This window comes from Janthinobacterium sp. LPB2021202312-11-4 (genome assembly GCF_037049705.1).
Classification (GTDB): Bacteria; Pseudomonadota; Gammaproteobacteria; order Pseudomonadales; family Pseudomonadaceae; genus Aquipseudomonas.
Genome location: NZ_JBAGKV010000011.1, coordinates 87,030 through 109,089, shown reverse-complemented (window position 1 = coordinate 109,089; position 22,060 = coordinate 87,030). Strand labels below are relative to the sequence as shown.

The 22,060-nt window shown below is 58.6% G+C and carries 21 protein-coding genes and 1 pseudogene; 8 read left to right on the top strand and 14 right to left on the bottom strand.

Going from position 1 to position 22,060, the window contains the following annotated elements:
* Positions 1 to 65: 65 nt before the first annotated feature.
* Positions 66 to 659: a phosphoheptose isomerase gene (locus V5E99_RS14175; RefSeq protein WP_007904374.1), complete on the top strand. Its 594-nt coding sequence runs from the start codon at positions 66 to 68 to the stop codon at positions 657 to 659.
* A complete protein-coding gene (locus V5E99_RS14170; RefSeq protein WP_499802979.1) occupies positions 656 to 1,237 on the top strand; it encodes a BON domain-containing protein in 582 nt (193 codons plus the stop codon). The genes V5E99_RS14175 and V5E99_RS14170 overlap by 4 nt, the downstream gene beginning before the upstream one ends.
* Positions 1,238 to 1,402: 165 nt before the next feature.
* On the opposite strand, the gene V5E99_RS14165 is transcribed toward V5E99_RS14170, so the two are convergent.
* The 7 genes from V5E99_RS14165 to rplM all read right to left on the bottom strand — a co-directional run bounded on the left by V5E99_RS14165 (position 1,403) and on the right by rplM (position 6,290).
* A complete protein-coding gene (locus tag V5E99_RS14165; protein ID WP_499802978.1) occupies positions 1,403 to 1,816 on the bottom strand; it encodes a ClpXP protease specificity-enhancing factor in 414 nt (137 codons plus the stop codon).
* Between the two features lie 16 nt (positions 1,817 to 1,832).
* Entirely contained in the window at positions 1,833 to 2,450 is a 618-nt protein-coding gene (locus V5E99_RS14160) for a glutathione S-transferase N-terminal domain-containing protein (protein WP_201193598.1), read from the bottom strand.
* Positions 2,451 to 2,600: 150 nt separating this feature from the next.
* Complete coding sequence (locus tag V5E99_RS14155; protein WP_499802977.1) at positions 2,601 to 3,383, bottom strand: cytochrome c1; 783 nt, start codon at positions 3,381 to 3,383, stop codon at positions 2,601 to 2,603.
* The gene (locus V5E99_RS14150) at positions 3,383 to 4,594 is read right to left on the bottom strand and encodes a cytochrome b (protein ID WP_499802976.1); all 1,212 of its coding nucleotides are present in this window, start codon (positions 4,592 to 4,594) and stop codon (positions 3,383 to 3,385) included. The genes V5E99_RS14155 and V5E99_RS14150 overlap by 1 nt, the downstream gene beginning before the upstream one ends.
* A complete protein-coding gene (petA, locus tag V5E99_RS14145; protein ID WP_054045584.1) occupies positions 4,594 to 5,187 on the bottom strand; it encodes a ubiquinol-cytochrome c reductase iron-sulfur subunit in 594 nt (197 codons plus the stop codon). The genes V5E99_RS14150 and petA overlap by 1 nt, the downstream gene beginning before the upstream one ends.
* A 267-nt stretch (positions 5,188 to 5,454) precedes the next feature.
* A complete protein-coding gene (gene rpsI / locus V5E99_RS14140) occupies positions 5,455 to 5,847 on the bottom strand; it encodes a 30S ribosomal protein S9 (RefSeq protein WP_003216038.1) in 393 nt (130 codons plus the stop codon).
* 14 nt (positions 5,848 to 5,861) lie between these two features.
* A complete protein-coding gene (gene rplM / locus V5E99_RS14135) occupies positions 5,862 to 6,290 on the bottom strand; it encodes a 50S ribosomal protein L13 (RefSeq protein WP_007905295.1) in 429 nt (142 codons plus the stop codon).
* A 245-nt stretch (positions 6,291 to 6,535) separates the two neighbouring features.
* On the opposite strand from rplM, the pseudogene V5E99_RS14130 reads away from it, so the two are divergent.
* Positions 6,536 to 7,576, top strand: a pseudogene (locus V5E99_RS14130) (NADP(H)-dependent aldo-keto reductase).
* 109 nt (positions 7,577 to 7,685) lie between these two features.
* On the opposite strand, the gene V5E99_RS14125 reads toward V5E99_RS14130, so the two are convergent.
* Positions 7,686 to 8,822, bottom strand: a complete 1,137-nt coding sequence (locus tag V5E99_RS14125; protein ID WP_499802975.1) for an acyl-CoA dehydrogenase family protein — start codon at positions 8,820 to 8,822, stop codon at positions 7,686 to 7,688.
* A 145-nt stretch (positions 8,823 to 8,967) separates the two neighbouring features.
* On the opposite strand from V5E99_RS14125, the gene V5E99_RS14120 reads away from it, so the two are divergent.
* On the top strand, positions 8,968 to 9,963 hold the full coding sequence (locus V5E99_RS14120) for a GlxA family transcriptional regulator (protein WP_499802974.1): 996 nt from the start codon (positions 8,968 to 8,970) through the stop codon (positions 9,961 to 9,963).
* Between the two features lie 111 nt (positions 9,964 to 10,074).
* Here V5E99_RS14120 and zapE read toward each other — a convergent pair whose 3' ends face one another.
* From zapE to V5E99_RS14105, 3 genes are all read right to left on the bottom strand, one after another.
* A complete protein-coding gene (gene zapE, locus V5E99_RS14115; RefSeq protein WP_499802973.1) occupies positions 10,075 to 11,169 on the bottom strand; it encodes a cell division protein ZapE in 1,095 nt (364 codons plus the stop codon).
* Positions 11,170 to 11,260: 91 nt separating this feature from the next.
* Complete coding sequence (locus V5E99_RS14110; RefSeq protein ID WP_499802972.1) at positions 11,261 to 12,616, bottom strand: tryptophan--tRNA ligase; 1,356 nt, start codon at positions 12,614 to 12,616, stop codon at positions 11,261 to 11,263.
* A gap of 24 nt (positions 12,617 to 12,640) precedes the next feature.
* Positions 12,641 to 13,270: an alpha/beta hydrolase gene (locus V5E99_RS14105; RefSeq protein ID WP_499802971.1), complete on the bottom strand. Its 630-nt coding sequence runs from the start codon at positions 13,268 to 13,270 to the stop codon at positions 12,641 to 12,643.
* Between the two features lie 144 nt (positions 13,271 to 13,414).
* Here V5E99_RS14105 and V5E99_RS14100 point away from each other — a divergent pair, with 144 nt between their 5' ends.
* The gene (locus V5E99_RS14100) at positions 13,415 to 13,849 is read left to right on the top strand and encodes a Z-ring associated ZapG family protein (protein ID WP_499802970.1); all 435 of its coding nucleotides are present in this window, start codon (positions 13,415 to 13,417) and stop codon (positions 13,847 to 13,849) included.
* A gap of 238 nt (positions 13,850 to 14,087) precedes the next feature.
* Here V5E99_RS14100 and V5E99_RS14095 read toward each other — a convergent pair whose 3' ends face one another.
* Positions 14,088 to 14,813, bottom strand: coding sequence for a YiaD family glycine zipper/OmpA-like lipoprotein (locus V5E99_RS14095; RefSeq protein ID WP_499802969.1), 726 nt, complete (start codon positions 14,811 to 14,813; stop codon positions 14,088 to 14,090).
* 101 nt (positions 14,814 to 14,914) lie between these two features.
* Complete coding sequence (locus tag V5E99_RS14090) at positions 14,915 to 15,502, bottom strand: MBL fold metallo-hydrolase (RefSeq protein WP_499802968.1); 588 nt, start codon at positions 15,500 to 15,502, stop codon at positions 14,915 to 14,917.
* A gap of 172 nt (positions 15,503 to 15,674) precedes the next feature.
* Between V5E99_RS14090 and V5E99_RS14085 the strand changes: the two genes are divergently transcribed.
* Genes V5E99_RS14085 through V5E99_RS14075 form a run of 3 tightly spaced genes read left to right on the top strand, consistent with a single transcriptional unit; the run spans position 15,675 to position 19,043 of the window.
* The gene (locus tag V5E99_RS14085) at positions 15,675 to 17,531 is read left to right on the top strand and encodes a hypothetical protein (protein ID WP_499802967.1); all 1,857 of its coding nucleotides are present in this window, start codon (positions 15,675 to 15,677) and stop codon (positions 17,529 to 17,531) included.
* A gap of 24 nt (positions 17,532 to 17,555) precedes the next feature.
* Positions 17,556 to 18,230 (top strand): vWA domain-containing protein, encoded by a 675-nt coding sequence (locus V5E99_RS14080; RefSeq protein WP_499802966.1) that lies wholly within the window; start codon positions 17,556 to 17,558, stop codon positions 18,228 to 18,230.
* A 3-nt stretch (positions 18,231 to 18,233) separates the two neighbouring features.
* The gene (locus V5E99_RS14075) at positions 18,234 to 19,043 is read left to right on the top strand and encodes a PP2C family serine/threonine-protein phosphatase (protein ID WP_499802965.1); all 810 of its coding nucleotides are present in this window, start codon (positions 18,234 to 18,236) and stop codon (positions 19,041 to 19,043) included.
* 54 nt (positions 19,044 to 19,097) lie between these two features.
* On the opposite strand, the gene V5E99_RS14070 is transcribed toward V5E99_RS14075, so the two are convergent.
* On the bottom strand, positions 19,098 to 21,830 hold the full coding sequence (locus V5E99_RS14070) for a winged helix-turn-helix domain-containing protein (protein ID WP_499802964.1): 2,733 nt from the start codon (positions 21,828 to 21,830) through the stop codon (positions 19,098 to 19,100).
* Positions 21,831 to 22,060: the final 230 nt, after the last annotated feature.

Here is a 22,060-nt window from a genome sequence, read left to right as displayed (position 1 = left end):
TTGCTCTTTGCTTTGCGGGCTGCACATTCATGTGCCCAGTAGCCGCGCTAATTAAGGTCACACAGATGGACATGCAATCCCGAATTCGCCAGCTTTTTCAGGCCAGTATCGACACCAAGCAACAGGCGATGGACGTACTTGCACCGCACATCGAGCAAGCCAGCCAGGTGATGGTCAACGCCCTGCTCAACGAGGGCAAAATGCTTTCCTGCGGCAACGGCGGCTCAGCCGGTGATGCGCAGCACTTCTCGTCGGAACTGCTCAACCGCTTCGAACGCGAGCGCCCGAGCCTGCCCGCCATCGCGCTGACCACCGACAGCTCGACGATCACCTCGATCGCCAACGATTACAGCTACAACGAAATTTTCTCCAAACAGATCCGCGCCCTCGGCCAGCCGGGTGATGTATTGCTGGCAATTTCCACCAGCGGCAACTCGGCGAACATTATTCAAGCGATCCAGGCCGCACATGATCGCGAAATGATTGTCGTAGCATTGACTGGTCGCGATGGCGGCGGCATGGCATCCCTGCTTTTGCCGGAGGACGTCGAGATTCGCGTACCGGCCAATGTCACCGCACGTATTCAGGAAGTTCACCTGCTGGCGATCCACTGCCTTTGCGACTTGATCGACAGCCAACTGTTCGGGAGTGAAGAATGACCCCTAATCGCCTAGGCCTTCTGGCCTTGACCCTTTGCCTCGTCGGCATCAGCGGCTGCACTTCGGTGGTTAACGCCAGCCGTGAAGCGCCGATTGAAGATGACCGTGGCACGCGCACCTTCGGCAGCAAGATCGACGACTCCCTGATCGACACCAAGGTCGGCGTGAACGTTGCCAAGGCCGATCCGGCACTGGATAACGATTCGCACATCGTCGTCACCAGCTTCAACGGCGTCGTACTGCTGGCCGGGCAAACGCCTCGCGCAGACTTGAAAGCCAAGGCCGAACAGGCTGCCGCTGCCGTCCAGCGTGTGAAGACAGTTCATAACGAACTGCAGATCCTGCCGCCGTCCGGCTTCCTTGCTCGCCAGAACGACACTTGGCTGACGTCCAAGATCAAGACCCAGATGCTCACCGACCCGAACATCCCGGGCTCGCGTATCAAGGTTGTTACCGAGAATGGCATCGTCTATTTGCTGGGTCTGTTGACCAAGCAGGAAGCCGCCCAAGCCACCAACCTGGTGCAGAGCGTTTCCGGCGTGCAGAAGATCGTGAAGCTGTTTGAATACATCGACTGACATCTACCTGCAGGAGCCGTAGGAGCTGTCGAGTGAAACGAGGCTGCGATCTTTTGATCTTGTTTTTGAAGAGCAACATCAAAAGATCGCAGCCTCGTTTCACTCGACAGCTCCTACGTTTGAAAGTGAAGCAATAAAAAGGCGATCCATTCGGATCGCCTTTTTTTATTTCACCACTTTCAAACTCGGTCGACCGCTGGGACGCGGCGGTTCGCTATCGGGTGGAGGAATATCATCATCCGGCCCGATCCCTTCGTCGTCTTCCATAGGCGACTCCAGATCGAAGACCATGCCCTGACCGTTCTCCCGAGCGTAAATGCCCAGGATCGAGGCGATAGGCACGAACAGGGTGTGTGGCACGCCACCAAAGCGCCCTTCGAAGCTGACCGCTTCGTTGTCCATGTGCAAATGACGCACGGCTGCCGGCGATACGTTCAGGACAATCTGTCCGTCACTGGCGAAACCCTGAGGCACCTGCACCGACGGATACTCGGAATTGACCAGCATGTGCGGGGTGCAATCGTTATCCACAATCCACTCATAGAGCGCGCGGACCAGATAAGGTCGACTGGAGTTCATAGCGGCTCCTTAAGCCTTAGCGCATATCGCGTTCGACACCAGACAGACTCGCCTGGAAAGCCTCACGCGCAAACGAGCGCTCCATATAATCAAGCAGCGGCTTGGCAGGCCGCGGCAGTTCAATACCCAGAATCGGCAATCGCCAGAGTATTGGCAATAGGCAGCAATCCACCAGACTTTGTTCCTCGCTGAGGAAAAACGGCTTGTCGGCAAACAATGGCGACACGCCCGTCAGGCTTTCGCGCAGCTCTTTACGAGCCACGACGCGGGCTGCTTCCTTGGACCGGGAATCCAGGATCAGATCCACCAGGCCACACCAATCACGCTGAATACGATGAATCAGCAGACGGCTGTTTGCACGCGCCACAGGATAAACCGGCAGTAAAGGCGGGTGCGGGTAACGCTCATCCAGATATTCCATCACCACGGTCGACTCCCACAACGCCAAGTCACGATCGACCAGGGTGGGCAAGCTGCCGTAAGGGTTCACTTCGATCAGTTTAGGCGGATGACGACCAGCTTCCACATAAATGATCTCTGCGCTGACACCCTTCTCTGCAAGTACGATGCGTACTCGGTGGGAATAGTGGTCGGCGGGGTCGGAGTAACAGGCCAACCGATTGGTCACGCCCATGGCGGTCCTCCTCGCTTGTTGAAATTATCGGAAGCGGAAAAACGCGCGCGCCCAGAGGACGCCTCCCGTAACGCCTGGCTCGCCAGACTCGTTACACCTTCAGAGACGCCCCTGGGCGCGCGCGATTAACAGCAATTGCTTACAGCTTTATCAATGAACGTCTTTCCAGTATTCACGCTTGAGCAGATAAGCGAATACGAAGAAGAACGCCAGGTACAGCAATACATAGGTACCGATGCGCTGATGTTGCAGCTTAACCGGGTTAGCCGAGTAAGCGAGGAAGGTTACCAGATTCTTGACCTTCTCATCGAACTGCTCTTCATTCAGGGCACCGCTCTTCGGCACGATGGTCAACTGATCGCACGCTTCATGAGTCAGCGGCGTACCGGTCAGCGGATCATACTGCTTCTTGCCGTCTTCGACGATTTGAACCTGTTTGCAACCGACCACCTGGCGACCTTGAAGGCCCGCCAGTACGTTAGGCATGCCGACGTTCGGGAAGACCTTGTTGTTCACGCCCCAAGGACGCGCAGGGTCTTCATAGAACGAACGCAGGTAACCGTAAAGCCAGTCAGTGCCACGAACACGAGCCACCAGGGTCAGGTCCGGCGGTGCTGCGCCGAACCAGGTCTTGGCGTCTGCGGGCTGCATGCCGATGCTCATGTGGTCGCCGATCTTGGCGCCGGTGAACACCAGGTTTTTCAGCATCAGATCGTGAGGAATATCCAGATCGTCGGCAACGCGCTCATAGCGCTGGAACTTGGCGCTGTGGCAGCCCATGCAGTAGTTGGCGAACGTCCGTGCGCCGTCCTGCATCGCCGCTTTATCGGAAACGTCGATGTCGACCTTTTCCAGCTCAGGGCCGCCGTGCTCGGCTGCGAAGGACAACATTGGCATGGCAGCAAGAATCAATACAGCAAATAGCTTTTTCATCAGCCAGTCACCCTTTCCGGAACCGGTTTGGTCTTCTCGAGCCTGGTGTAGAACGGCATCAAAATGAAGTAGGCGAAGTACAGGAAGGTGCAGACCTGAGAAATCAATGTCAGCGTCGGCGTCGGAGCCTTCACACCCGTCCAGCCAAGCAGAACGAAGGAAATGCAGAATATCCAGAGCCAGATCTTGCTCAGCCAGCCCTTGTAGCGCATGGACTTGACCGGACTACGGTCGAGCCACGGCAGGACAAACAGCAGTGCAATCGAAGCCCCCATGGCGATAACGCCCATGAGCTTGTCCGGAATCGCCCGCAAGATCGCGTAGAACGGTGTGAAGTACCAGACCGGAGCGATGTGCTCTGGGGTCTTGAAGGCGTTGGCCACTTCAAAGTTCGGCTTCTCGAGGAAATATCCACCCATTTCCGGGAAGAAGAACACGATCGAGCAGAAGATGAACAGAAACACCACCACGCCGACGATATCTTTCACGGTGTAGTACGGGTGGAAGGCAATGCCGTCCAGCGGTACACCGTTTTCGTCTTTGTGCTTCTTGATGTCCACGCCGTCCGGGTTGTTCGAGCCGACTTCGTGCAGCGCCAGTACGTGCAACACCACCAGACCGAGGATCACGATCGGCAGGGCTACAACGTGCAACGCGAAGAAGCGGTTCAGGGTAATACCGGAAATCAGGTAGTCACCCCGAATCCACTGGGTCAGGTCGTTGCCGATGACCGGGATCGCACCGAACAGCGAGATGATCACCTGGGCACCCCAGTAGGACATCTGGCCCCACGGCAGCAGGTAACCCATGAAGGCTTCAGCCATCAGCGCCAGGTAGATCAGCATGCCGAAGACCCACACCAGCTCACGCGGCTTCTGGTACGAACCGTAGAGCAAGCCACGGAACATATGCAGATAGACCACGATGAAGAACGCCGAAGCGCCAGTGGAGTGAAGCAGGCGCAGGATCGAGCCGTACTCGACGTCGCGCATGATGTATTCGACGGAGGCAAACGCTTCCTCGGCCGACGGGGTGTAGCTCATGGTCAGCCAGACACCGGTAACGATCTGGTTGACCAGAACGAGCAGTGCGAGGGAACCAAAGAAATAGAAGAAGTTGAAGTTCTTCGGAGCGTAGTACTTGCTGAGATGGTCTTCCCACATTTTGGTCGCGGGGAAGCGTGCATCAACCCAATCCATGAACTTGCTCATCACGCTTTCTCCGTATCGACGCCGATGACAATAATCTCATCGGTCTCATAGGAATGCGGGGGAACTGGCAGGTTCAAAGGCGCAGGTTGCGACTTGTAGACGCGGCCAGCCAGATCGTAGTGGGAACCGTGGCAAGGGCAGAAATAGCCCCCTACCCAATCCTTGCCCAGATCAGCAGGTGCCACTTCAGGGCGGAAGGTCGGCGAGCAACCCAGGTGTGTGCAGATACCGATCAGCAGCAGAACCTCTGGCTTGATCGAACGCGTTTCTGGATCGACGTAGGTCGGTTGTGTCGAGTTCTTGGAGGTCGGGTCAGATAGCTGGCCCTCGATCTTCTTCAGATTCCCCAGGATTTCCGCGGTTCGGCGAACAATGAATACTGGCTGACCGCGCCACTCAGCAATCATCTGCTGGCCTGGCTCGATTTTGCTGACATTCACTTTCACCGGTGCACCTGCGGCTTTCGCCTTGGCACTGGGAAACCATGACCCCACGAACGGGACCGCAGCCCCCACCGCTCCTGCAGCACCCACCACGGATGTGGCTGCTACCAAGAAGCGACGCCGGCCTGCATTCACGCCGTCATTGCTCATTCAGTCCTCTCCCATCAGCTTTGTGGCCTGTTAAATCAGGCATCTACTAAGTTAAAACTATGTACTTATAAAAATTTTGCCGAATGGTAATGAAAAGCCCCAATTCTGACAAGGTAATTACCCAAGGGGTCCACTGCCAAGCCTTGTAGTATAGGGGCTCTACGGCTGTGGCAAGTTGTCACAGAGCAATTCTTTGAGAAAACGCACGCATAAAAAAACGCCCAGCTCCGTGAGGAGATGGGCGTTCTTTTTGAACGTGGAAGCGAATTAACGCTTCGAGTACTGCGGACGCTTACGCGCTTTACGCAGACCAACTTTCTTACGTTCAACTTCACGAGCATCGCGAGTAACGAAGCCAGCTTTGCGCAGAGCGCCACGCAGGGTTTCGTCGTACTGCATCAGAGCGCGAGTGATGCCGTGGCGGATTGCGCCAGCTTGACCACTTACACCGCCACCGATAACGGTGACGTAGATGTCGAACTTTTCAACCGTCTCGGTCAGTTCCAGCGGCTGACGAACTACCATGCGGGCAGTTTCGCGGCCGAAGAAATTTTCCAGGGTGCGGTTGTTGATCGAGATGTTACCAGTACCCGGACGCAGGAAAACGCGTGCGGTTGCGGTCTTGCGACGGCCAGTGCCGTAATTTTGAGTCGCCGACATAATGAACTATTCCGTTAAAACTTCAGTTCTTGGGGCTGCTGAGCAGTATGAGGGTGTACAGCGCCCGCATAGACTTTCAGCTTACGATACATGTCGCGACCCAGCGGGTTCTTAGGCAGCATGCCTTTGACCGCAGTCTCGATCACGCGCTCAGGGGCTTTAGCGATCAGCTTTTCGAAGTTGATCGACTTGATGCCGCCCGGGAAACCGGAGTGGGAGTAGTAGATCTTGTCGGTGGTTTTAGCACCCGTTACACGAATCTGCTCGGCATTGATAACGACGATGTAGTCGCCGGTGTCAACGTGAGGAGTGTACTCAGCTTTATGCTTGCCACGCAGACGGCTCGCGATTTCGGTGGCCAGACGACCCAGGGTCTGACCTGCAGCGTCGACGACAAACCAGTCGCGCTGTACTGTTTCCGGTTTAGCAGTAAAAGTTTTCATTCTTTATAGCCTCAGGGGCCGCCCTGTAAATTAGACGGCGGATCTTACTGAATAGTGCGTACTTTGACAAGTCAAAGGCAGCCGGATACAGACGCTTTCGGGGGCTCGGGTCGGCGCGTCCGTTCAACGGCAAGATTCTTCGGCGGCGGCGCATCACTTCCACTGCAGAAAGAGGTGCGCAATTATGCAGATTGCGAAAAATATTTCAACCTGCTTTTATGATTGTTTTGCCCAAGGAGCACCCGATGGACTATCGCCAGCTAGGCCGGACCAATCTGAACGTGAGTGCAATCTGCCTCGGAACCATGACCTGGGGTGAGCAAAACAGCGAGGCTGAAGCCTTCGCCCAGATTGAACGGGCCAAAAGCGCCGGGATCAATTTCATCGACACTGCCGAAATGTACCCGGTGCCGCCGAAAGCCGAAACCTACGCCACCACAGAGCGCTACATCGGCAATTACTTCAAAAGCCGCGGTGACCGCGCCGACTGGGTTCTGGCGAGCAAGATCGCCGGCCCCGGCAACACCATCGACTACATCCGCGACAAAAACCTGCGCCACAACCGCCAGCACATCACCGAAGCCGTAGACGCCAGCCTCAAGCGCCTGCAGACCGACTACATCGACCTCTATCAACTGCACTGGCCGGAACGCAGCACCAATTTCTTCGGCTAGTTGGGTTACAAGCACAAGATCGAAGCCAACCTCACGCCGCTCGAAGACACCCTCGAAGCGCTGGACGAACAGGTCAAGGCCGGCAAAATCCGCCACATCGGCCTGTCCAACGAAACCCCGTGGGGCACCATGCGTTTCCTCGCCCTGGCCGAAGCCCGGGGCTGGCCACGCGCCGTGTCGATTCAGAACCCCTACAACCTGCTCAACCGCAGCTTTGAAGTCGGCCTGGCGGAAATCGCCATTCGCGAACAATGCGGCTTGCTGGCTTATTCGCCCCTGGCGTTCGGTTTTCTGTCGGGCAAGTACGAAGGGGGCGCGCGTCCGCCGAAGGGGCGCCTGAGCCTCTACAGCCGCTTCAGCCGCTATTTCAACGCCCAGTCGGAAGCAGCGTGCAGCCGTTACGTCGCGCTGGCCCGTGAGCACGGTCTGGACCCGGCGCAGATGGCATTGGCGTTCGTGACCCAGCAACCGTTCGTGACCAGCAACATCATCGGGGCGACGACGCTGGAGCAACTGGACAGCAACATTGCGAGTTTCGATCTGAAGCTTTCCGACGAAGTGCTGGCAGGGATCGAGGCGATTCACAAGGATCATCCGAATCCTGCGCCTTAATTTGTAGCGCCCGAGAAAAGATCGCAGCCTGCGGCAGCTCCTACGAGGTGTAGGCCAATCCCCTGTAGGTGCTGCCGCAGGCTGCGATCTTTTCAGCCATCACCTGGAATCAAAGCGACCGCGCAATAATCTCCTTCATGATCTCATTGGTGCCGGCATAAATCCGCTGCACCCGCGCATCCGCCCACGCCCGGGCCACCGGGTATTCCCACATGAAGCCGTAACCGCCATGCAACTGCACGCACTCGTCGAGCACTTTGCATTGCAGGTCGGTGCCCCAATACTTCGCCATCGCGGCGGTCGGCACGTCGAGCTTGCCCTGCAGGTGCAACTCCAGGCACTTATCGACAAAGACCCGGCCAATCTGAATCTCGGTGGCCATCTCCGCCAGTTTGAAGCGGGTGTTCTGGAAGTCGGCAATCGCCTTGCCGAACGCCTTGCGCTCGCGGGTGTAATCCAGGGTCCATTGCAGCGCCGCTTCGGCTGACGCCAAGCCGCCCACCGCCACCGTCAGGCGCTCTTGCGGCAATTCCTGCATCAGGTAAGCGAAGCCCATTCCGGCCTGGCCCAAGAGGTTTTCCTTCGGCACGCGTACGTCCTGGAAGAACAATTCCGACGTATCCTGGGCCTTCATTCCTACTTTTTCCAGGCGCTTGCCCTTGGCGAAACCTGGGGTGTTGGCCTCCACCAGGAACAGACTCGTGCCCTTGGCCCCGGCCTTCGGATCAGTCTTGGCGACGACGATCACCAAGTCCGCCAGAAAGCCGTTGGTGATAAAGGTTTTCGAGCCGTTGATCACATACTCGTCGCCATCCAGCACCGCCGTGGTCTTCACCCCTTGCAGGTCGGAACCGGCGCCCGGTTCGGTCATGGCAATCGCCGTGACCATTTCCCCAGACACCAGTTTCGGCAGGTATTTGTGCTTCAGCGCTTCGCTACCGTAATGCAGGATGTACGGCGCGACGATGTCCGAATGCAGCGAGAAACCAATCCCGGTCAAGCCAAGGCGTCCGACCTCTTCGATCACCACCGCGCTGTAGAGAAAGTCCGCCCCCAGCCCGCCGTACTCCTCCGGCAGATGCGAACAGAGCATCCCCGCCTCCCCCGCTTTGTTCCAGAGTTGGCGGTCGATGTAGCCCTGTTTCTCCCACTGCCCATGAAACGGCACGGCCTCTTTTTCGAGGAACGTTCGCACCGTGTCGCGAAAGAGTTCGTGCTCGGAGCTGAACAAGGTTCTGGGGATCATGCGGCACCTATGGTTATTGTTAGCCGGGATTGACCTTCAGAGACTAAGCCGCGCTTGCGATACGGGACACTGGACACATCAGACAAAAAATAAGACGATCCAGCCGTCTGGTGACCACTTTCCCCTATAAGAATAAAGTTGAATTATGTCTAACCAAGTCTCCACGCCCCTGCGGCGCGTCAGCATCCTGGCTATCGACCGGGTTTTCGCTTCCACCCTCATGCAAGCCAAGGATTTCTTCCACCTGGCCAGCCTGCGTTACGGCAAACAACTGGGCCACGGCCTGACACCGGCGTTTGAAACCCGGCTGGTCAGCCCCGACGGCAAACCGGTGAACAGCTTCAGCGATGTGATCATGCCGGTGGACGGCGGCCTGGAAAACGCTGACATCATCATCCTCCCGGCCTTCTGGGACGATTTCGAAACCCTCTGCCAACGTTATCCACAGGTGCTGCCGTGGCTGCGCGAGCAGCATGCGCGCGGCGCCGTACTCTGCGGCGAAGCCACCGGAGTGTTCTGGCTGGCGGAGGCTGGGCTGCTCGATGGCAAGGAAGCGACCACCTACTGGCGCTTCTTCAATGCGTTTGCCGAACGCTTCCCGCAGGTGCAGCTCAATCAGGACAAACACCTGACCGACGCCGACAACCTGTATTGCGCCGGCGGCACGACTTCGGCGTGCGACCTCTATATCTACCTGATCGAACGCTTCTGCGGCGCCAACGTGGCCCAGGCCGTGGCCCGGGACATCCTGTATGAAGTGCAGCGCAGCTACGCGCCGGGGCGGATCGGCTTCGGCGGGCAGAAGCTGCACCAGGACGTGATCATCCTGCAGATTCAGCACTGGCTCGAAGAGCACTTCGCCGACAAATTCCGCTTCGAAGACGTGGCACGCGAACATGGCATGAGCATCCGCAACTTCATGCGCCGCTTCCAGACCGCCACCGGCGACAAGCCGCTGCATTATCTGCAACGCCTGCGCATCGAAACCGCCAAGGGCTTGCTGTCCGGTAGCCGCAAGAGCATCAAGACCATCAGTTATGAGGTCGGCTACGACGATGCGAGCTTCTTTGCGCGGCTGTTCCGCCAGCACACCGAGTTGTCACCAAACCAGTATCGGCAGCAGTTTCAACAGGCTGCGTAAACACGCCCGACCGATCGTCCCCACGCAGAGCGGGGAACGATCGGCGCAGGGGATCTTCAGCGCACAAAAAAGGGCCTGCATATGCAGGCCCTTTTTTAGTTGCCGAAAACCTTAAGGCTTATGCGCCCGGGACAGGAATTCGTGCGATTGCATTTCCAGCAAACGACTCAGCGTGCGCTGGAACTCGAAATTCAAGCGACCACCGGTGTAGAGGTCTTTGAGCTCGACTTCAGCAGAAATGATCAACTTCACGTTACGGTCGTAGAACTCGTCGACCATGTTGATAAAGCGTCGGGCGATGTCGTCGGTGGTGACGCTCATCTGCTCGACACCACTGAGCAACACGGCATGGAAGATCTTGCCCAGTTCGATGTAATCGTTCTGGCTGCGAGGGCCATCGCAGAGTTCGCGGAAGTCGAACCAGGCCACGTCATCGCAGGTGCGCAGGGCACGGATTTCGCGGTTCTCGATCATCAGCACATCGTTTTCGGTGGCCGCCGTGCATTCCGGGGTCAGGGCGCGGAAGCTTTTACGCAGGCTTTCCTGGGATGCTTCATCGAGCGGATAGTGGAACAGCTCCGCTTGCTCAAGGTGACGCAGACGATAATCGACGCCGCTGTCGACGTTGACGATGTCGGTGTTCTGCTTGATCAGCGCAATGGCCGGCAGGAAGCGCGCACGTTGCAGGCCATCCTTGTACAGGCCGTCCGGCACGATGTTCGAGGTCGCGACCAGGGTCACGCCGTTCTTGAACAGCTCTTCCATCAACGTGCCGAGGATCATGGCGTCGGTGATGTCGGAAACGAAGAACTCATCGAAACAGATCACCCGGGCTTCGTCGGAGAAACGCTTGGCGATGATGGTCAGCGGGTTTTTCTCGCCGCCCAGGGTTTTCATCTCTTCGTGCACGCGCTTCATGAAGCGGTGGAAGTGAGTGCGGACCTTTTCCTTGAACGGCAGCGCTTCGAAGAAGGTGTCGACCAGATAAGTCTTGCCGCGACCCACGCCGCCCCAGAAGTACAGGCCCTTGACCGGCGCCTGGTCTTTTTTGCCAAACAGTTTGCCGAACAGGCCCGGCTTGCTCTGCGAGGCCGCGACCAGATCGTCGTACAGGCGCTGCAAATGACGCACGGCGGTTTCCTGCGCGGCGTCATGGAAGAATTCCGGGCGTTTCAGATCAGCTTGATATCGTTCTAGGGGCGTCATAATTCGTTAGCAAGGCAACAAAAACGGGCCGCCACTGTAGCGACGGCCCATAAGAATGGCAATCAGCCCTTGGTCGGGCCGAGCCGTTGATTTAGTCCTGAACCGGCGTCAACGCCACGCGCAAGGCGTCGATAGCGAGGTCGCGAGCCGAGCTGTCAGCGAAGCTTGCGCTGTCGGCAACACACTCGCCTTCCAGCCAGACGCTGAAGCTCAGGTCTTCGCTGCGCACGTCCAATGGCTGGCCGGCTTGCAGTTGTTTGGTCACCTGACCGGCGGTTTTACCGTCGGCGAAGTGGCGCGACAGCAGCAATTGCTCGCCATCGGCCGCCAGCAGACGGAAACGGAAACTGCCGTCGTCTTCGCGGAAGCTAACGAAACGCGCGGCCTTCGCGGCTTTCTTCTTGGTGGTCGCCGCGACTTGGGTCTGGGCCACGAACGAACGCAGGCCGACTGCTTCGCGCAGTTCGTGCAGGAACGGTGTCGCCACCGAACGGGCCTTTTTCGCGCCGATCTGCAGGATGTCTTCCAGATCCGCCGGGCGCTCGATCAACTGGTGATAACGCTCGCGGGACTCGCCCAACTCGCTGTCCAGCAGTTGGAACAGACGACTCTTCGCCTCACCCCAACCCAGGCCTTGCAACAATTCGCTGCGGAATTCGTCGGATTGCGCCGGGGTGGCGAAAGCCTGGAACAGGGTGAACAGGTGCGAGTTGTCCGGATCTTTGGCTTCGCCCGGTGCGCGGGAGTCGGTAACGATCCGCGAAATCGCGTCCTTCATCTCTTTGGCGCTGCTGAACAACGGAATGGTGTTGTCGTAGCTCTTCGACATCTTGCGACCGTCGAGACCTGGCAGCGTGGCGACGCTTTCTTCAATCAGCGCTTCCGGCATGGTGAAGAATTCTTTGCCCTGGCCAAACAGGTGGTTGAAACGCTGGCCAATGTCCCGGGCCATTTCCACGTGCTGGATCTGGTCACGACCGACCGGCACCTTGTGGGCGTTGAACATCAGAATGTCCGCGGCCATCAGCACCGGGTAGCTGTACAAACCCATGGTGATGCCGGCATCCGGGTCTTCACCGTTCTCGACGTTCTTGTCCACCGAAGCCTTGTAGGCGTGGGCGCGGTTGAGCAGGCCCTTGGCGGCAACGCAGGTCAGCAGCCAGGTCAGCTCGGGGATTTCCGGGATGTCGGACTGGCGATAGAACGTCACGCGGTCCACATCCAGGCCACCGGCCAGCCAGGTCGCGGCGATTTCCAGACGCGAGCGCTGGATGCGCAGCGGGTCATCGCATTTGATCAGGGCGTGGTAGTCGGCCAGGAAGTAGAACGAATCGGCATTGCTGTCACGGCTGGCGACGATCGCCGGGCGGATGGCGCCGGCGTAGTTGCCCAGGTGCGGCGTGCCGGTGGTGGTGATGCCGGTGAGGATACGGGTACGAGTCGTCATGGGTAATCGCTTGTCAGACTGCAATCAATTCGAAAGACGCGGCAGGATCAGATCCTTGAGATCGGTCAGCTTGCCATGAAAAAAGTGTCCGCATTCTGCCACTTTCAGCAGCTCATGGGGGCGATCGAGTTTGTCGGACCAGTCGTAGACGGCTTGCGGGTCGATGACTTCGTCGGTTTCGGGTTGAATCAGGGTCAACGGGCAGTTGACCGGCAACAGGTCATAACCGTTGAGACGAGTGACCGCCGCCGCGACCATGAACAAATGCTTGAGCTGCTCGCCCTTGGCTTCCAGGCGTCCGCCGAGACTTGCGGCAACAAAACCGCCGAAGGAGAAACCGAACAGCGTCAGCGGCAATTCCGGGTGTTTGGCCCGCAGCCATTCGGCCGCCGCCTGGGCATCATCGACTTCGCCGGTGCCCATGTCGTGGCTGCCTTCGCTGGCACCGACGCCGCGATAGTTGAAACGCAGGGTAATCAAACCGGCATCCCGGGCGGTGCGCTGCAAGGTCGAGACGACTTTGTTGAGCATGGTGCCGCCCTGCACCGGGTTCGGATGGCAGATCAGCGCGATGCCGCGCGGCTGTTCGTTATCCAGGTACAAACTTTCCAGTTGACCGACGGGGCCATCAATCACTACAGGGGTTTCGCGCATAAGCAAGGAAGGAACTCCGTGACCTCGAATCGGGTCGACTCGTCTAGCAAATTGTCTGTGCCAATCTATTGCGAGTGAATCGCGGTATACAGCGCAGGTTCGAGCCGTTAACGTAAAGCAAAGCCGTTTATAGAGGAAGGACTCGTGGAACACTCGCTCTTAGTTTGGTTGTTGCCGACTCTTGCCCTGGTTGTGGGTGTCGCCGTTGGTTTCCTGATCGCTCGCCTGGTGCCGAATGCCGCTCCCAGCAGCACGCAACGTCAGTTGGATGACATTCAGGAACGTTTCGACAGTTATCAGAACGAGGTGGTTACTCACTTCAACAGCACTGCAAATCTGGTCAAGAAACTGACCCAGAGCTATCAGGAAGTGCAGGATCATCTCGCCGAGGGTGCCAACCGCCTGGCCCTGGACGAGCAGACTCGCCAACGCCTGCTGGCCGCCCTGCACGCTGACGCCGCCGTGGCGCCACGGGAACGCCTGACGCCGCCGCGCAATCAGGAGCCGCCTCGCGACTACGCCCCCAAAGCCCCGAACGCGCCGGGCATGCTCGATGAGCATTACGGCCTGAAGAAGTAATCAGGTTTCGCGCGACACAAAAAGCCCTCGGATGAGTGATCGTCCGGGGGCTTTTTTGTGGCGTGCTGTTGGGTTGGCTGTTCCGGCTTCTTCGCGAGCAAGCCCGCTCCCACAGGGGAATGCATTCCAAATGTGGGAACGGGCTAGCTCGCGAAGGCACCCGACCTGTCGACAAAAAAACCCGCCCGATCTGCTGAGATCGGGCGGGCTCGTTTAAACCTGGGGTTCAGTCAGGTTGTTACTGGTACTGCTGAACAGGCTGGCCCTGTTGCTGATACTGCTGACCCGGAATCGCCTTCAGGTTGACTTCGACCCGACGGTTCTGCGCCCGGCCATTGACGTCAGCGTTGCTGGCAATCGGGTTATCCGGCCCGGCACCGCGTGCCGACAGGTTGGCACCGCTCACGCCCTGGGACGTCAGGTAGGTCGCCACGCTCTGTGCACGACGCTGGGACAAGTCCATGTTGTGCTGACGGCTGCCGGTGCTGTCAGTGAAGCCAACGATCTCGATCTGGTTCTGGCTGAACTCCTTGAGCGAGCCTGCCAGGTTGTTCAGCGGCTGATAGAAGCTGGGAGCGATGTTCGCCGAATCGGTGGCGAAGGTGATGTTGCCGGGCATGATCAGCTTGATCTGATCGCCCTGACGCTGCACTTCAACGCCGGTGTTGGCCATACTGGCGCGCAGTTTTTTCTCTTGCTGGTCGGCGTAGTAACCGTAACCGGCGGCGGAAGCACCGACCACGGCGGCGCCAATCAGCGCGCCCTTGCCACGGTTGTTGTGGTCGATGGCGGCACCGGCCAGCGCACCGGCCAGGGCGCCGAGGCCACCGTACTTGGCGGTTTTGCTCATGCCTTGGGAGCCACCATCAGCCTGCCCCTGGTTGTCATAAGGGTTCGGCGATGCGCAACCGGCCAACAAGGCCACAGCGGTAGCAACAATAATCAAGCGAGGCGTGGTGAACATGAAGAGCTCCTACTTTTGCATTCTGTGGTGCAACGGAGGTTGGCAATCGACCATTGCGGGCGTTGGATCACCGAAGACGACAAAAATTCAATCGCCGACCGTCATGCCCTGACGAAGGGGTTACCGCGCATTTCATCGCCCAGACAGGTATCCGGACCATGCCCGGTCACTACCGTTGCTTCCTCGTCGAGGGTGTACAGCCGCTGCTTGATCGAACGCACGATGGTCGCCTGATCGCCACCCCACAAATCCGTGCGCCCTACCCCGCGCCGAAACAACGTGTCACCGGCAATCAGCAGCTTAGCCTCTGCAAACCAAAAGCTCATGGAACCTGGCGTATGCCCCGGCGTGTGAATCGCCACACCGCAACCGCAGGCCAGTTCTTCGTCGTCCGCCAACCAGCGATCCGGCGGTGGCACTGGCGTGTAAGGCACGCCGAACATCTGGCATTGCATCTCCAGGTTGTCCCAGAGGAATTGATCTTCTTTGTGCAGGTGCAGGGTCGCGCCGGTTTTTTCCTTCAACAGGCCGGAGGCCAGGAAGTGATCCAGGTGCGCGTGGGTGTGGATGATGCTGACAACCTTCAAACCCAAGGCATCGAGCCGCGCGAGGATCAGTTCGTGATTGCCACCGGGGTCGACAACGATGGCTTTTTTAGTGATCGGGTCGCCGATCTCGTGCAGTTGCACTGGAGTGGGCCGACGGGGAAGGTTTCGCGGATGAGGGCTGTGTTCGGGGTTTGCATGGGTTTCGTCCTGGCGCCAAAGCTGGGTACTGCGGTTGTGATCCGCAAAATTGATAGGTTATCCTCGCCCCGCGCCTATTTTGAAACAAGACGGCAGGAAGCCAATGCCCCCCTCAATGGAACACGTGCTCGTCGATAAAAGCGTCCTTTTCAAGGACCCAGACATTATCAACCGCATTCGCGGCAGGAAAGGTCTGCCTTTTATCGCCCACTCCGATCTTCTGGAGCTTCAATCCCTGACCAAAGGGCACGAGCAGACCCACAAAAACGCCCGACGATTTTTCCAGTTATTTGCCAGCCAACCTTCACGACCGCTCCGTGCACTCCCTAAAGGGACAGCACTGCGCCCCAGCGATTTGCTGGCTGAATGCGTTTTCGATGGCCAACCGATCTTCGTGCTGAAGCGAACCACGGCGTCGCAGGGCCAAAGCCAACCGTGTGACGTCGTCGACTGGTGCCTTCACTACGACCTGCTGTTTCTGACGTGCGATGAAACACAACTCCTTCAGTGCAAAGCCACTGAGGCCAGAGCCACACGCTGGACAGGACCGGCGCCGATCGTCCCGATCGTGCCTTTCGACCTGCCTGTGACGCCCCTCACGACCTCCGACAGCCTTATCCAGAACACAGGCGCAAGTGTCACGCAAGGCTCGGTGTTGAGTACATCCAGCGGCAGTCAGTTGACCCTTGGCCAGTCCATCAGCTCCGGTGGCGAAGGGACAATCTATGCCGTGGCGGGCACCGCGCAAGTGTGCAAGATTTACCACACCGATAAGCTCACTACCCGGCGCCGCGAGAAGATCAAGCTCATGGTGACGCGCCGAATCGTTGAACCCGGAATTTGTTGGCCGACCGAGCTGGTGTTCAATACTGATAAAGAGTTTGTAGGCTATGTGATGCCGCTGGCGCAGGGGAAAACCCTGCAGACCTCGGTATTCGTCAAACCCTTGTTGGCGAAAACGTTCCCCCGCTGGACGCGACAGGACCTGGTGAATGTCGCGATTGCGTTTCTGAAACAGGTGCACTACCTGCATTCGCTGAACATCATCGTGGGCGACATCAACCCGATGAACCTGCTGGTGACTACGGACAGCCACAAGGTCTGGATGGTCGACACGGACAGCTTTCAGATCGATCATTTTCCCTGCGAAGTGGGCACCGTGCCGTTCACTCCCCCCGAGAAACAGGGGGAAAAGTACGGCAACTACCTGCGTACAAAAGATCACGAGCTGTTCGCCATCGCCACCATGCTGTTCATGATCTTGCTGCCCGGTAAACCACCCTATTCCCAGCAAGGCGGGGGCACGGCGTCCGACAACATCAAGAACATGAACTTCCCTTACCGATTCAAAAAAGACAGCGGCAAAGGCAAGGTCAGCGTAGCGCCGGTGGGCACCTGGCAAAATATCTGGAGTCATTTGCCGTACCCGCTCAAACAGGCGTTCAGCAGCACATTTGAAGATAATCAGCGACGCCCCATCAGTGACTGGCTGACGCTGCTGACTCAGTACGGCGAAGAGTTGCGCAATGGCAAGCACTCCGACGAGCTGTTCCCCGCAGCTTTTCGTGTGTCCGATCCGGTCGAAGCTGTCTGCGCAAGCTGTAAAAAAACCTATATCGAATCCAAAGCCTGGTTTAACAAAATGAAGGCCGCGGGCAAACCGACTCGATGCGCGGACTGTAAACAGGCGTCCAAACTCAGACAATTGGCCACAGAAAGCCAAAAGAAAACCACAGAGGCAGAGCAGCGTGCAGCGCCACCTCCAGCGGCGGTCGTAACTCGCCCGACACCACCACAACCACCGCGTAACATATCTGTTCCCGTGCCTGCACCTGCCGCTGCGCGCCTGCCACAACAGCCGCAACCGACTGGCGCAAGACCGCAACCCAATAGATCCGCGCCAGCACGTCCTATCACCCAAGAAAGCACCGTTGTGCACTGGCTCAAACGATTCTTGAAGCGTTTTTTGTAACGCTCAACTCAAAAGGATAATCCCATGCAAGACGACTATCTCCTTCGTCAGGAAGACCTCGCCGAGAACCCGACCAGCCGCGTGCCCGTTTGCCTTGTGCTGGATGTCAGCGGGTCGATGGAAGGCGAGCCTATTGCCGAACTGCATTCCGGCGTTCAGATGTTTTTCGACGCGATCCGTAACGACGAGGTGGCGCAATACGCCGCTGAAATCTGCATCGTGACGTTCGGCGGGACGGCGCAAAAAGTGCTGGATTTCGGCTCTATTAGTCGTCAGGACGTTCCCCCACTGGTGGCATCGGGCATGACCCCAATGGGGCACGCCGTCAGCATCGCTTTGGATTTGCTGGAGGCACGCAAGGAAGATTATCAACGTACCGGCGTTGATTATTTCCAACCCTGGATGGTTCTGATGACCGATGGCGAACCGACCGATGATATCGGCCCGGCTGCCGCTCGCGTGGCCAACCTGATCAGCAAACGCAAACTGACTGTTTTCCCGATCGCGATCGGTGGGGCAGCGAACCTGCAATCGCTCGCGCAGTTCTCCCCCGCGCGCCCGCCTCTGCGCCTCAAAGGCTTGAACTTCAATGAGTTTTTTGACTGGCTGAGCCGAAGTGTTTCGCGAGCGTCTCAGTCAACCCCAGGTGATGAAGTGACGCTGGACTTTGAAGGCATCAAAGCCTGGGCACAGGTCTGAACCATGCCTGGCCTCCCGGTAAACTTCAGTTGCAAAACGGCTTGTGCATTTGTCGCGGGCCGCTCACACCTCAAGACTCAAACGCCTTGCCAGGACTATGTCGCGGCCAGGGAGTCGAATGAGGTGACGTGCATCGCATTGGCCGATGGGGCTGGCTCCAGAGCCCGATCCGAGGTCGGCGCCCAGGTCGCGGTCACAGCGACCCTGGCCTTTGTTTGCAAAAACTTTGAAAGCCTCTGGCAAAACATGGACAAACATAACGCGAAGGCGGCCCAGCGACTGGTTAATCGCTGCCTGGACGCGTTCCGACGCAAGTCTGCGAAGCTCGGATGCGATATCAACGAACTGGCCTGCACCCTATCGTTCGTCGCTTACTCACAAGGTCGCTACCTGGCAGGCCACTTGGGCGACGGTGTCATCGCAAGTGTTGATGCAGACGGACAACTCCGGGCCTTGTCCACGCCGGAAAACGGCGAATACGCCAATACCACGCTGTTTCTGACCGACCCTAAATCGGCATCACGGCTCAGGCTGTACCGTGGGCAAATTGAAGCCGCGACTGGCTTTGCAATCATGAGCGACGGCACCGCAGAAAGCCTCTACCACAAATCAAGCGGCGTCCCTGCCCCGGCAATCCTGAAGCTGCTGGAGTGGAATACCACATTACCCATCAAAAAAATGAAGGTCGTGTTGGGCGACAACCTGCAACAGTCCATCGCCAGCAAGACCGGGGATGACTGCTCCTTGGGGCTACTGTCGATCCTGGCGCGTGAAGGGCCGGAAAAGAGCGTGGGTACCGCAGAACAGAAATGACCTGAAACCTTCGAGCGTGAGGTCCTCCTTGTACCGGCGGTCTTCACGCGGTGTTTACTGCAATACACCCAGCTCTTTCGCCCGGGCGACCGCTTGCGTACGCCGCTCCACCCCTAACTTGCTGTTGATATGGCTGGCGTGGGTTTTGACCGTGTGCAGGGAAATAAACAGCTGATCGCTGATTTCCTGGTTCGAGCAACCTTGGGCGATCAGCCGTAATACGGCCAGCTCGCGGGTGCTGAGGTTTTCTGCACCTGGGGATAACTCCAGGGTCGGACGCGAGGCGACGGCAGGCAGTTTTCCTGCAAGGTCCTGCGAAACGGCGGTTCGGGCGCAGAGTTGCAGTTGGCCACGCATCCAGTCTGGATGCTCGGCCAGCAATCCATCGAACGGTTGCAGCACGCCACCGGCCGCTGCTTCCAGCGCTTGCGACAATGCCTGGCGCGCCTCGGGCTCTCGCCCGCCGGCCAACAACAAGGTGATTTTCTGCGTCAGCGCCATCACGCTGAGCATCTGCCGGCCAGTTTGCTGCCCGTGTTCCAGCAACGCATTCAATCGCCCTTCCGCCAACATTGGCTGCCCCTGGATGACCTCGAGCAAGGCTTGCTGCAATTCGATGTGCAGCGGCAGCTGTGGATGGAACTCCGGTGGTGCGGCTGCGCGTTCGCCGTTGTAGGTCTGGCCCAGTCGCGTGAGCCAGGCTTCGGCCAGGTCGGTGCGGCCCTGGGCCAGCCAGAGTTCGCATTTGACCAGGGTGATCATCGCCAAATAGTAGATCGGCGGCACGTCCCAGATGTGCATCAGCCGCTCGGCTTCGGCCAGTTCGGCGAAGGCTTTGGCGAATTCGCCGCTGCTGCCCTCAAGCCTGGCGATGACGCAGTGGCCGATCAAAACACTGATATCACGACAGGCTCGGGCTTCACTCAAACCGGCCTGCAAGCGTAAGCGTGCAGCCTGGGGCTGCAAGCGCAGGGCCAGCAGGAAGCCTTCATACAGGATCAGTCGAGCCCGGACCGCGTAGAGTCGTTGTGGCGACAAACCGTGCAGGCGTTGCAGCCCCTGACGCACCTCATCCAGCGAACGCAGGATTTCCCCCCGCGCTTGCAGCACCCGGGCGCGGTCGTAATGGGCCAGCGCCTCAAATAGCGGATTGCCGACGCGCTGCGCCAGTTCAAGGGACTCACGGTTCAACCCGCGCGCGCGCCACAAGTCGCCGTCGGCAATCGCCAGGTTGGACAAGGTCGACAGGCACATCAGCCGCTGCCCGTAACGCTTGGCCGGCAGGCTTTCGAGCGCTTCGTTGCAATAGAGCAATGTCAGCTCACGATTACCGCGCCCCCGGGCGATGATGCCGCTCAGGGCCAGCCATTGGGCCAGCATGGACTTCTGCGCGGTGGCCGACGGCGCCGGCAGGAAGCGGCTCAAGTGGTTGGCCAGTTCCTCGGCGGCGTCCAGTTGACAGGCCAGCCCCAGCGCCCAGCTATAGAGCACGATCAGCCGAGGCGTGCTGATCAGCAGGCTGTCGGGCAAGTCCATTTTCCAGCGCAGCAACATGCCGACGTTTTGCTCCGCCAACAGTTGTTCTTCGGAAAGGTTTTGCACCAGATTCGCCGCGACATCCAGGTGCCCGGCACGCAAGGCCTGCTCCACCGCTTCATCGAGCAAGCCCTGGGCGTTGAACCAGCGGCAGGCGCGCAAATGCAGGGTCGCGGCCGGCACCAACGCCTGGGTCGTGGGCCGGGTGCGCAGCAAGTCGGAAAACAAATGGTGGTAACGGTACCAGTGGCCATGCTCGTCCAGCGGCACCAGAAACACCTGGTGCGCCGACAGGAAGCGCAGGATCTCCGCGCTGTCATGGGCTTCGCGCACGGCGTCGCACAGTTCGCTGCAAAAGCGCTCCTGGGGCGCCGTGTCGTAGAGAAAAGCCTGGACCTCGGCGGGCAGGCAATCGATGACTTCTTCCAGCAGGTAATCGCGGATCAGCCCTTCCCCACCGTTCAGCGACTGGGGCAACGCGCCATCGCCTTCGGCGGCCGCGAGCAACCAGAAACGCAGCCCGGCGACCCAGCCTTCGCTGCGCAGGATCAGGTTTTCCAGCGCCTCGCCGCGCAACGAACTGCTGTGGCGATCGAGCAGGGTCAGGGCTTCGTCGTGGGTCAGGCGCAGGTCTTGCTCATGCAGTTCGAGCAGTTGCCGCGACAGGCGCAACCGCGCCAGATGCCAGTCCGGACGTTGCCGACTGGTGACCATGACCAGCAAGCCATCGGGTAAATGATTGAGGAAAAATTGCAGACAGCGATCGAGCACCGGGCCTTGGGCCAAGTGGTAGTCATCGAGCACCAGCAGCAAGGGCGTGCTCGGCGACAGGTGCACGGCCAGCTCATCGAGCAAACCGTCCAGCCATTCTTCGAAGGCAAACGGTTGATGGCGCTGACGCATTTTCAGCAACCCGAGGGCCTTGCTGCCCAGTTGCGGAAAATAGTCCTGAAGGCCTTCGAGCAGACGCTCAAGGAAGCGACCGGGATCGCTGTCCCGAGGGCTCAGCCCCAGCCAGAGACTGTGCCAATGCGCCGGCAGACCCTGACAGAACTCCACCGCCAACGAACTCTTGCCGAACCCCGCCGGAGCACTGACCAGCAACAATCGGCCACCCAACCCCACGCTCAGCCGCTCACACAGGCGAGGCCGCAGCACATGGCCGTCAGGCAGCGGGGGTCGGAAGAAACGCCCGTCCAGTGCCGCGACGGCAACGCTTGCAGGACCCGGAATTGGGGACAGATCAGTCATGGCCGGCTCTTGTTTGAATTGCTGTTGTCGGCGTTGCAGATGTCCGCAGACTAGCGGTAAACGAAGAGGTATTGAAGGTAGTTGCTACAAATGGCTACAAAAAGACTACATCCAAACGTGTCTAGCTCTTGATTCTTCGTTGTCACTGAAAAGATCGCAGCCTTCGGCAGCTCCTACAGAGATTCGGCGTACATCCGTAAGAGCTGCCGAAGGCTGCGATCTTTTGATTT

What these genes read in the sequence shown, in the direction of transcription:
- zapE (WP_499802973.1), bottom strand. Translation starts at nt 11,169, where the DNA reads ATGACGCCCCTAGAACGATATCAAGCTGATCTGAAACGCCCGGAATTC.
- V5E99_RS14155 (WP_499802977.1), bottom strand. Translation starts at nt 3,383, where the DNA reads ATGAAAAAGCTATTTGCTGTATTGATTCTTGCTGCCATGCCAATGTTG.
- V5E99_RS14075 (WP_499802965.1), top strand. Translation starts at nt 18,234, where the DNA reads ATGCCTGGCCTCCCGGTAAACTTCAGTTGCAAAACGGCTTGTGCATTT.
- V5E99_RS14070 (WP_499802964.1), bottom strand. Translation starts at nt 21,830, where the DNA reads ATGACTGATCTGTCCCCAATTCCGGGTCCTGCAAGCGTTGCCGTCGCG.
- V5E99_RS14125 (WP_499802975.1), bottom strand. Translation starts at nt 8,822, where the DNA reads ATGATCCCCAGAACCTTGTTCAGCTCCGAGCACGAACTCTTTCGCGAC.
- rplM (WP_007905295.1), bottom strand. Translation starts at nt 6,290, where the DNA reads ATGAAAACTTTTACTGCTAAACCGGAAACAGTACAGCGCGACTGGTTT.
- V5E99_RS14085 (WP_499802967.1), top strand. Translation starts at nt 15,675, where the DNA reads ATGGAACACGTGCTCGTCGATAAAAGCGTCCTTTTCAAGGACCCAGAC.
- V5E99_RS14175 (WP_007904374.1), top strand. Translation starts at nt 66, where the DNA reads ATGGACATGCAATCCCGAATTCGCCAGCTTTTTCAGGCCAGTATCGAC.
- V5E99_RS14080 (WP_499802966.1), top strand. Translation starts at nt 17,556, where the DNA reads ATGCAAGACGACTATCTCCTTCGTCAGGAAGACCTCGCCGAGAACCCG.
- V5E99_RS14165 (WP_499802978.1), bottom strand. Translation starts at nt 1,816, where the DNA reads ATGAACTCCAGTCGACCTTATCTGGTCCGCGCGCTCTATGAGTGGATT.
- V5E99_RS14105 (WP_499802971.1), bottom strand. Translation starts at nt 13,270, where the DNA reads ATGCGCGAAACCCCTGTAGTGATTGATGGCCCCGTCGGTCAACTGGAA.
- petA (WP_054045584.1), bottom strand. Translation starts at nt 5,187, where the DNA reads ATGAGCAATGACGGCGTGAATGCAGGCCGGCGTCGCTTCTTGGTAGCA.
- V5E99_RS14170 (WP_499802979.1), top strand. Translation starts at nt 656, where the DNA reads ATGACCCCTAATCGCCTAGGCCTTCTGGCCTTGACCCTTTGCCTCGTC.
- V5E99_RS14160 (WP_201193598.1), bottom strand. Translation starts at nt 2,450, where the DNA reads ATGGGCGTGACCAATCGGTTGGCCTGTTACTCCGACCCCGCCGACCAC.
- V5E99_RS14120 (WP_499802974.1), top strand. Translation starts at nt 8,968, where the DNA reads ATGTCTAACCAAGTCTCCACGCCCCTGCGGCGCGTCAGCATCCTGGCT.
- V5E99_RS14095 (WP_499802969.1), bottom strand. Translation starts at nt 14,813, where the DNA reads ATGTTCACCACGCCTCGCTTGATTATTGTTGCTACCGCTGTGGCCTTG.
- V5E99_RS14150 (WP_499802976.1), bottom strand. Translation starts at nt 4,594, where the DNA reads ATGAGCAAGTTCATGGATTGGGTTGATGCACGCTTCCCCGCGACCAAA.
- rpsI (WP_003216038.1), bottom strand. Translation starts at nt 5,847, where the DNA reads ATGTCGGCGACTCAAAATTACGGCACTGGCCGTCGCAAGACCGCAACC.
- V5E99_RS14110 (WP_499802972.1), bottom strand. Translation starts at nt 12,616, where the DNA reads ATGACGACTCGTACCCGTATCCTCACCGGCATCACCACCACCGGCACG.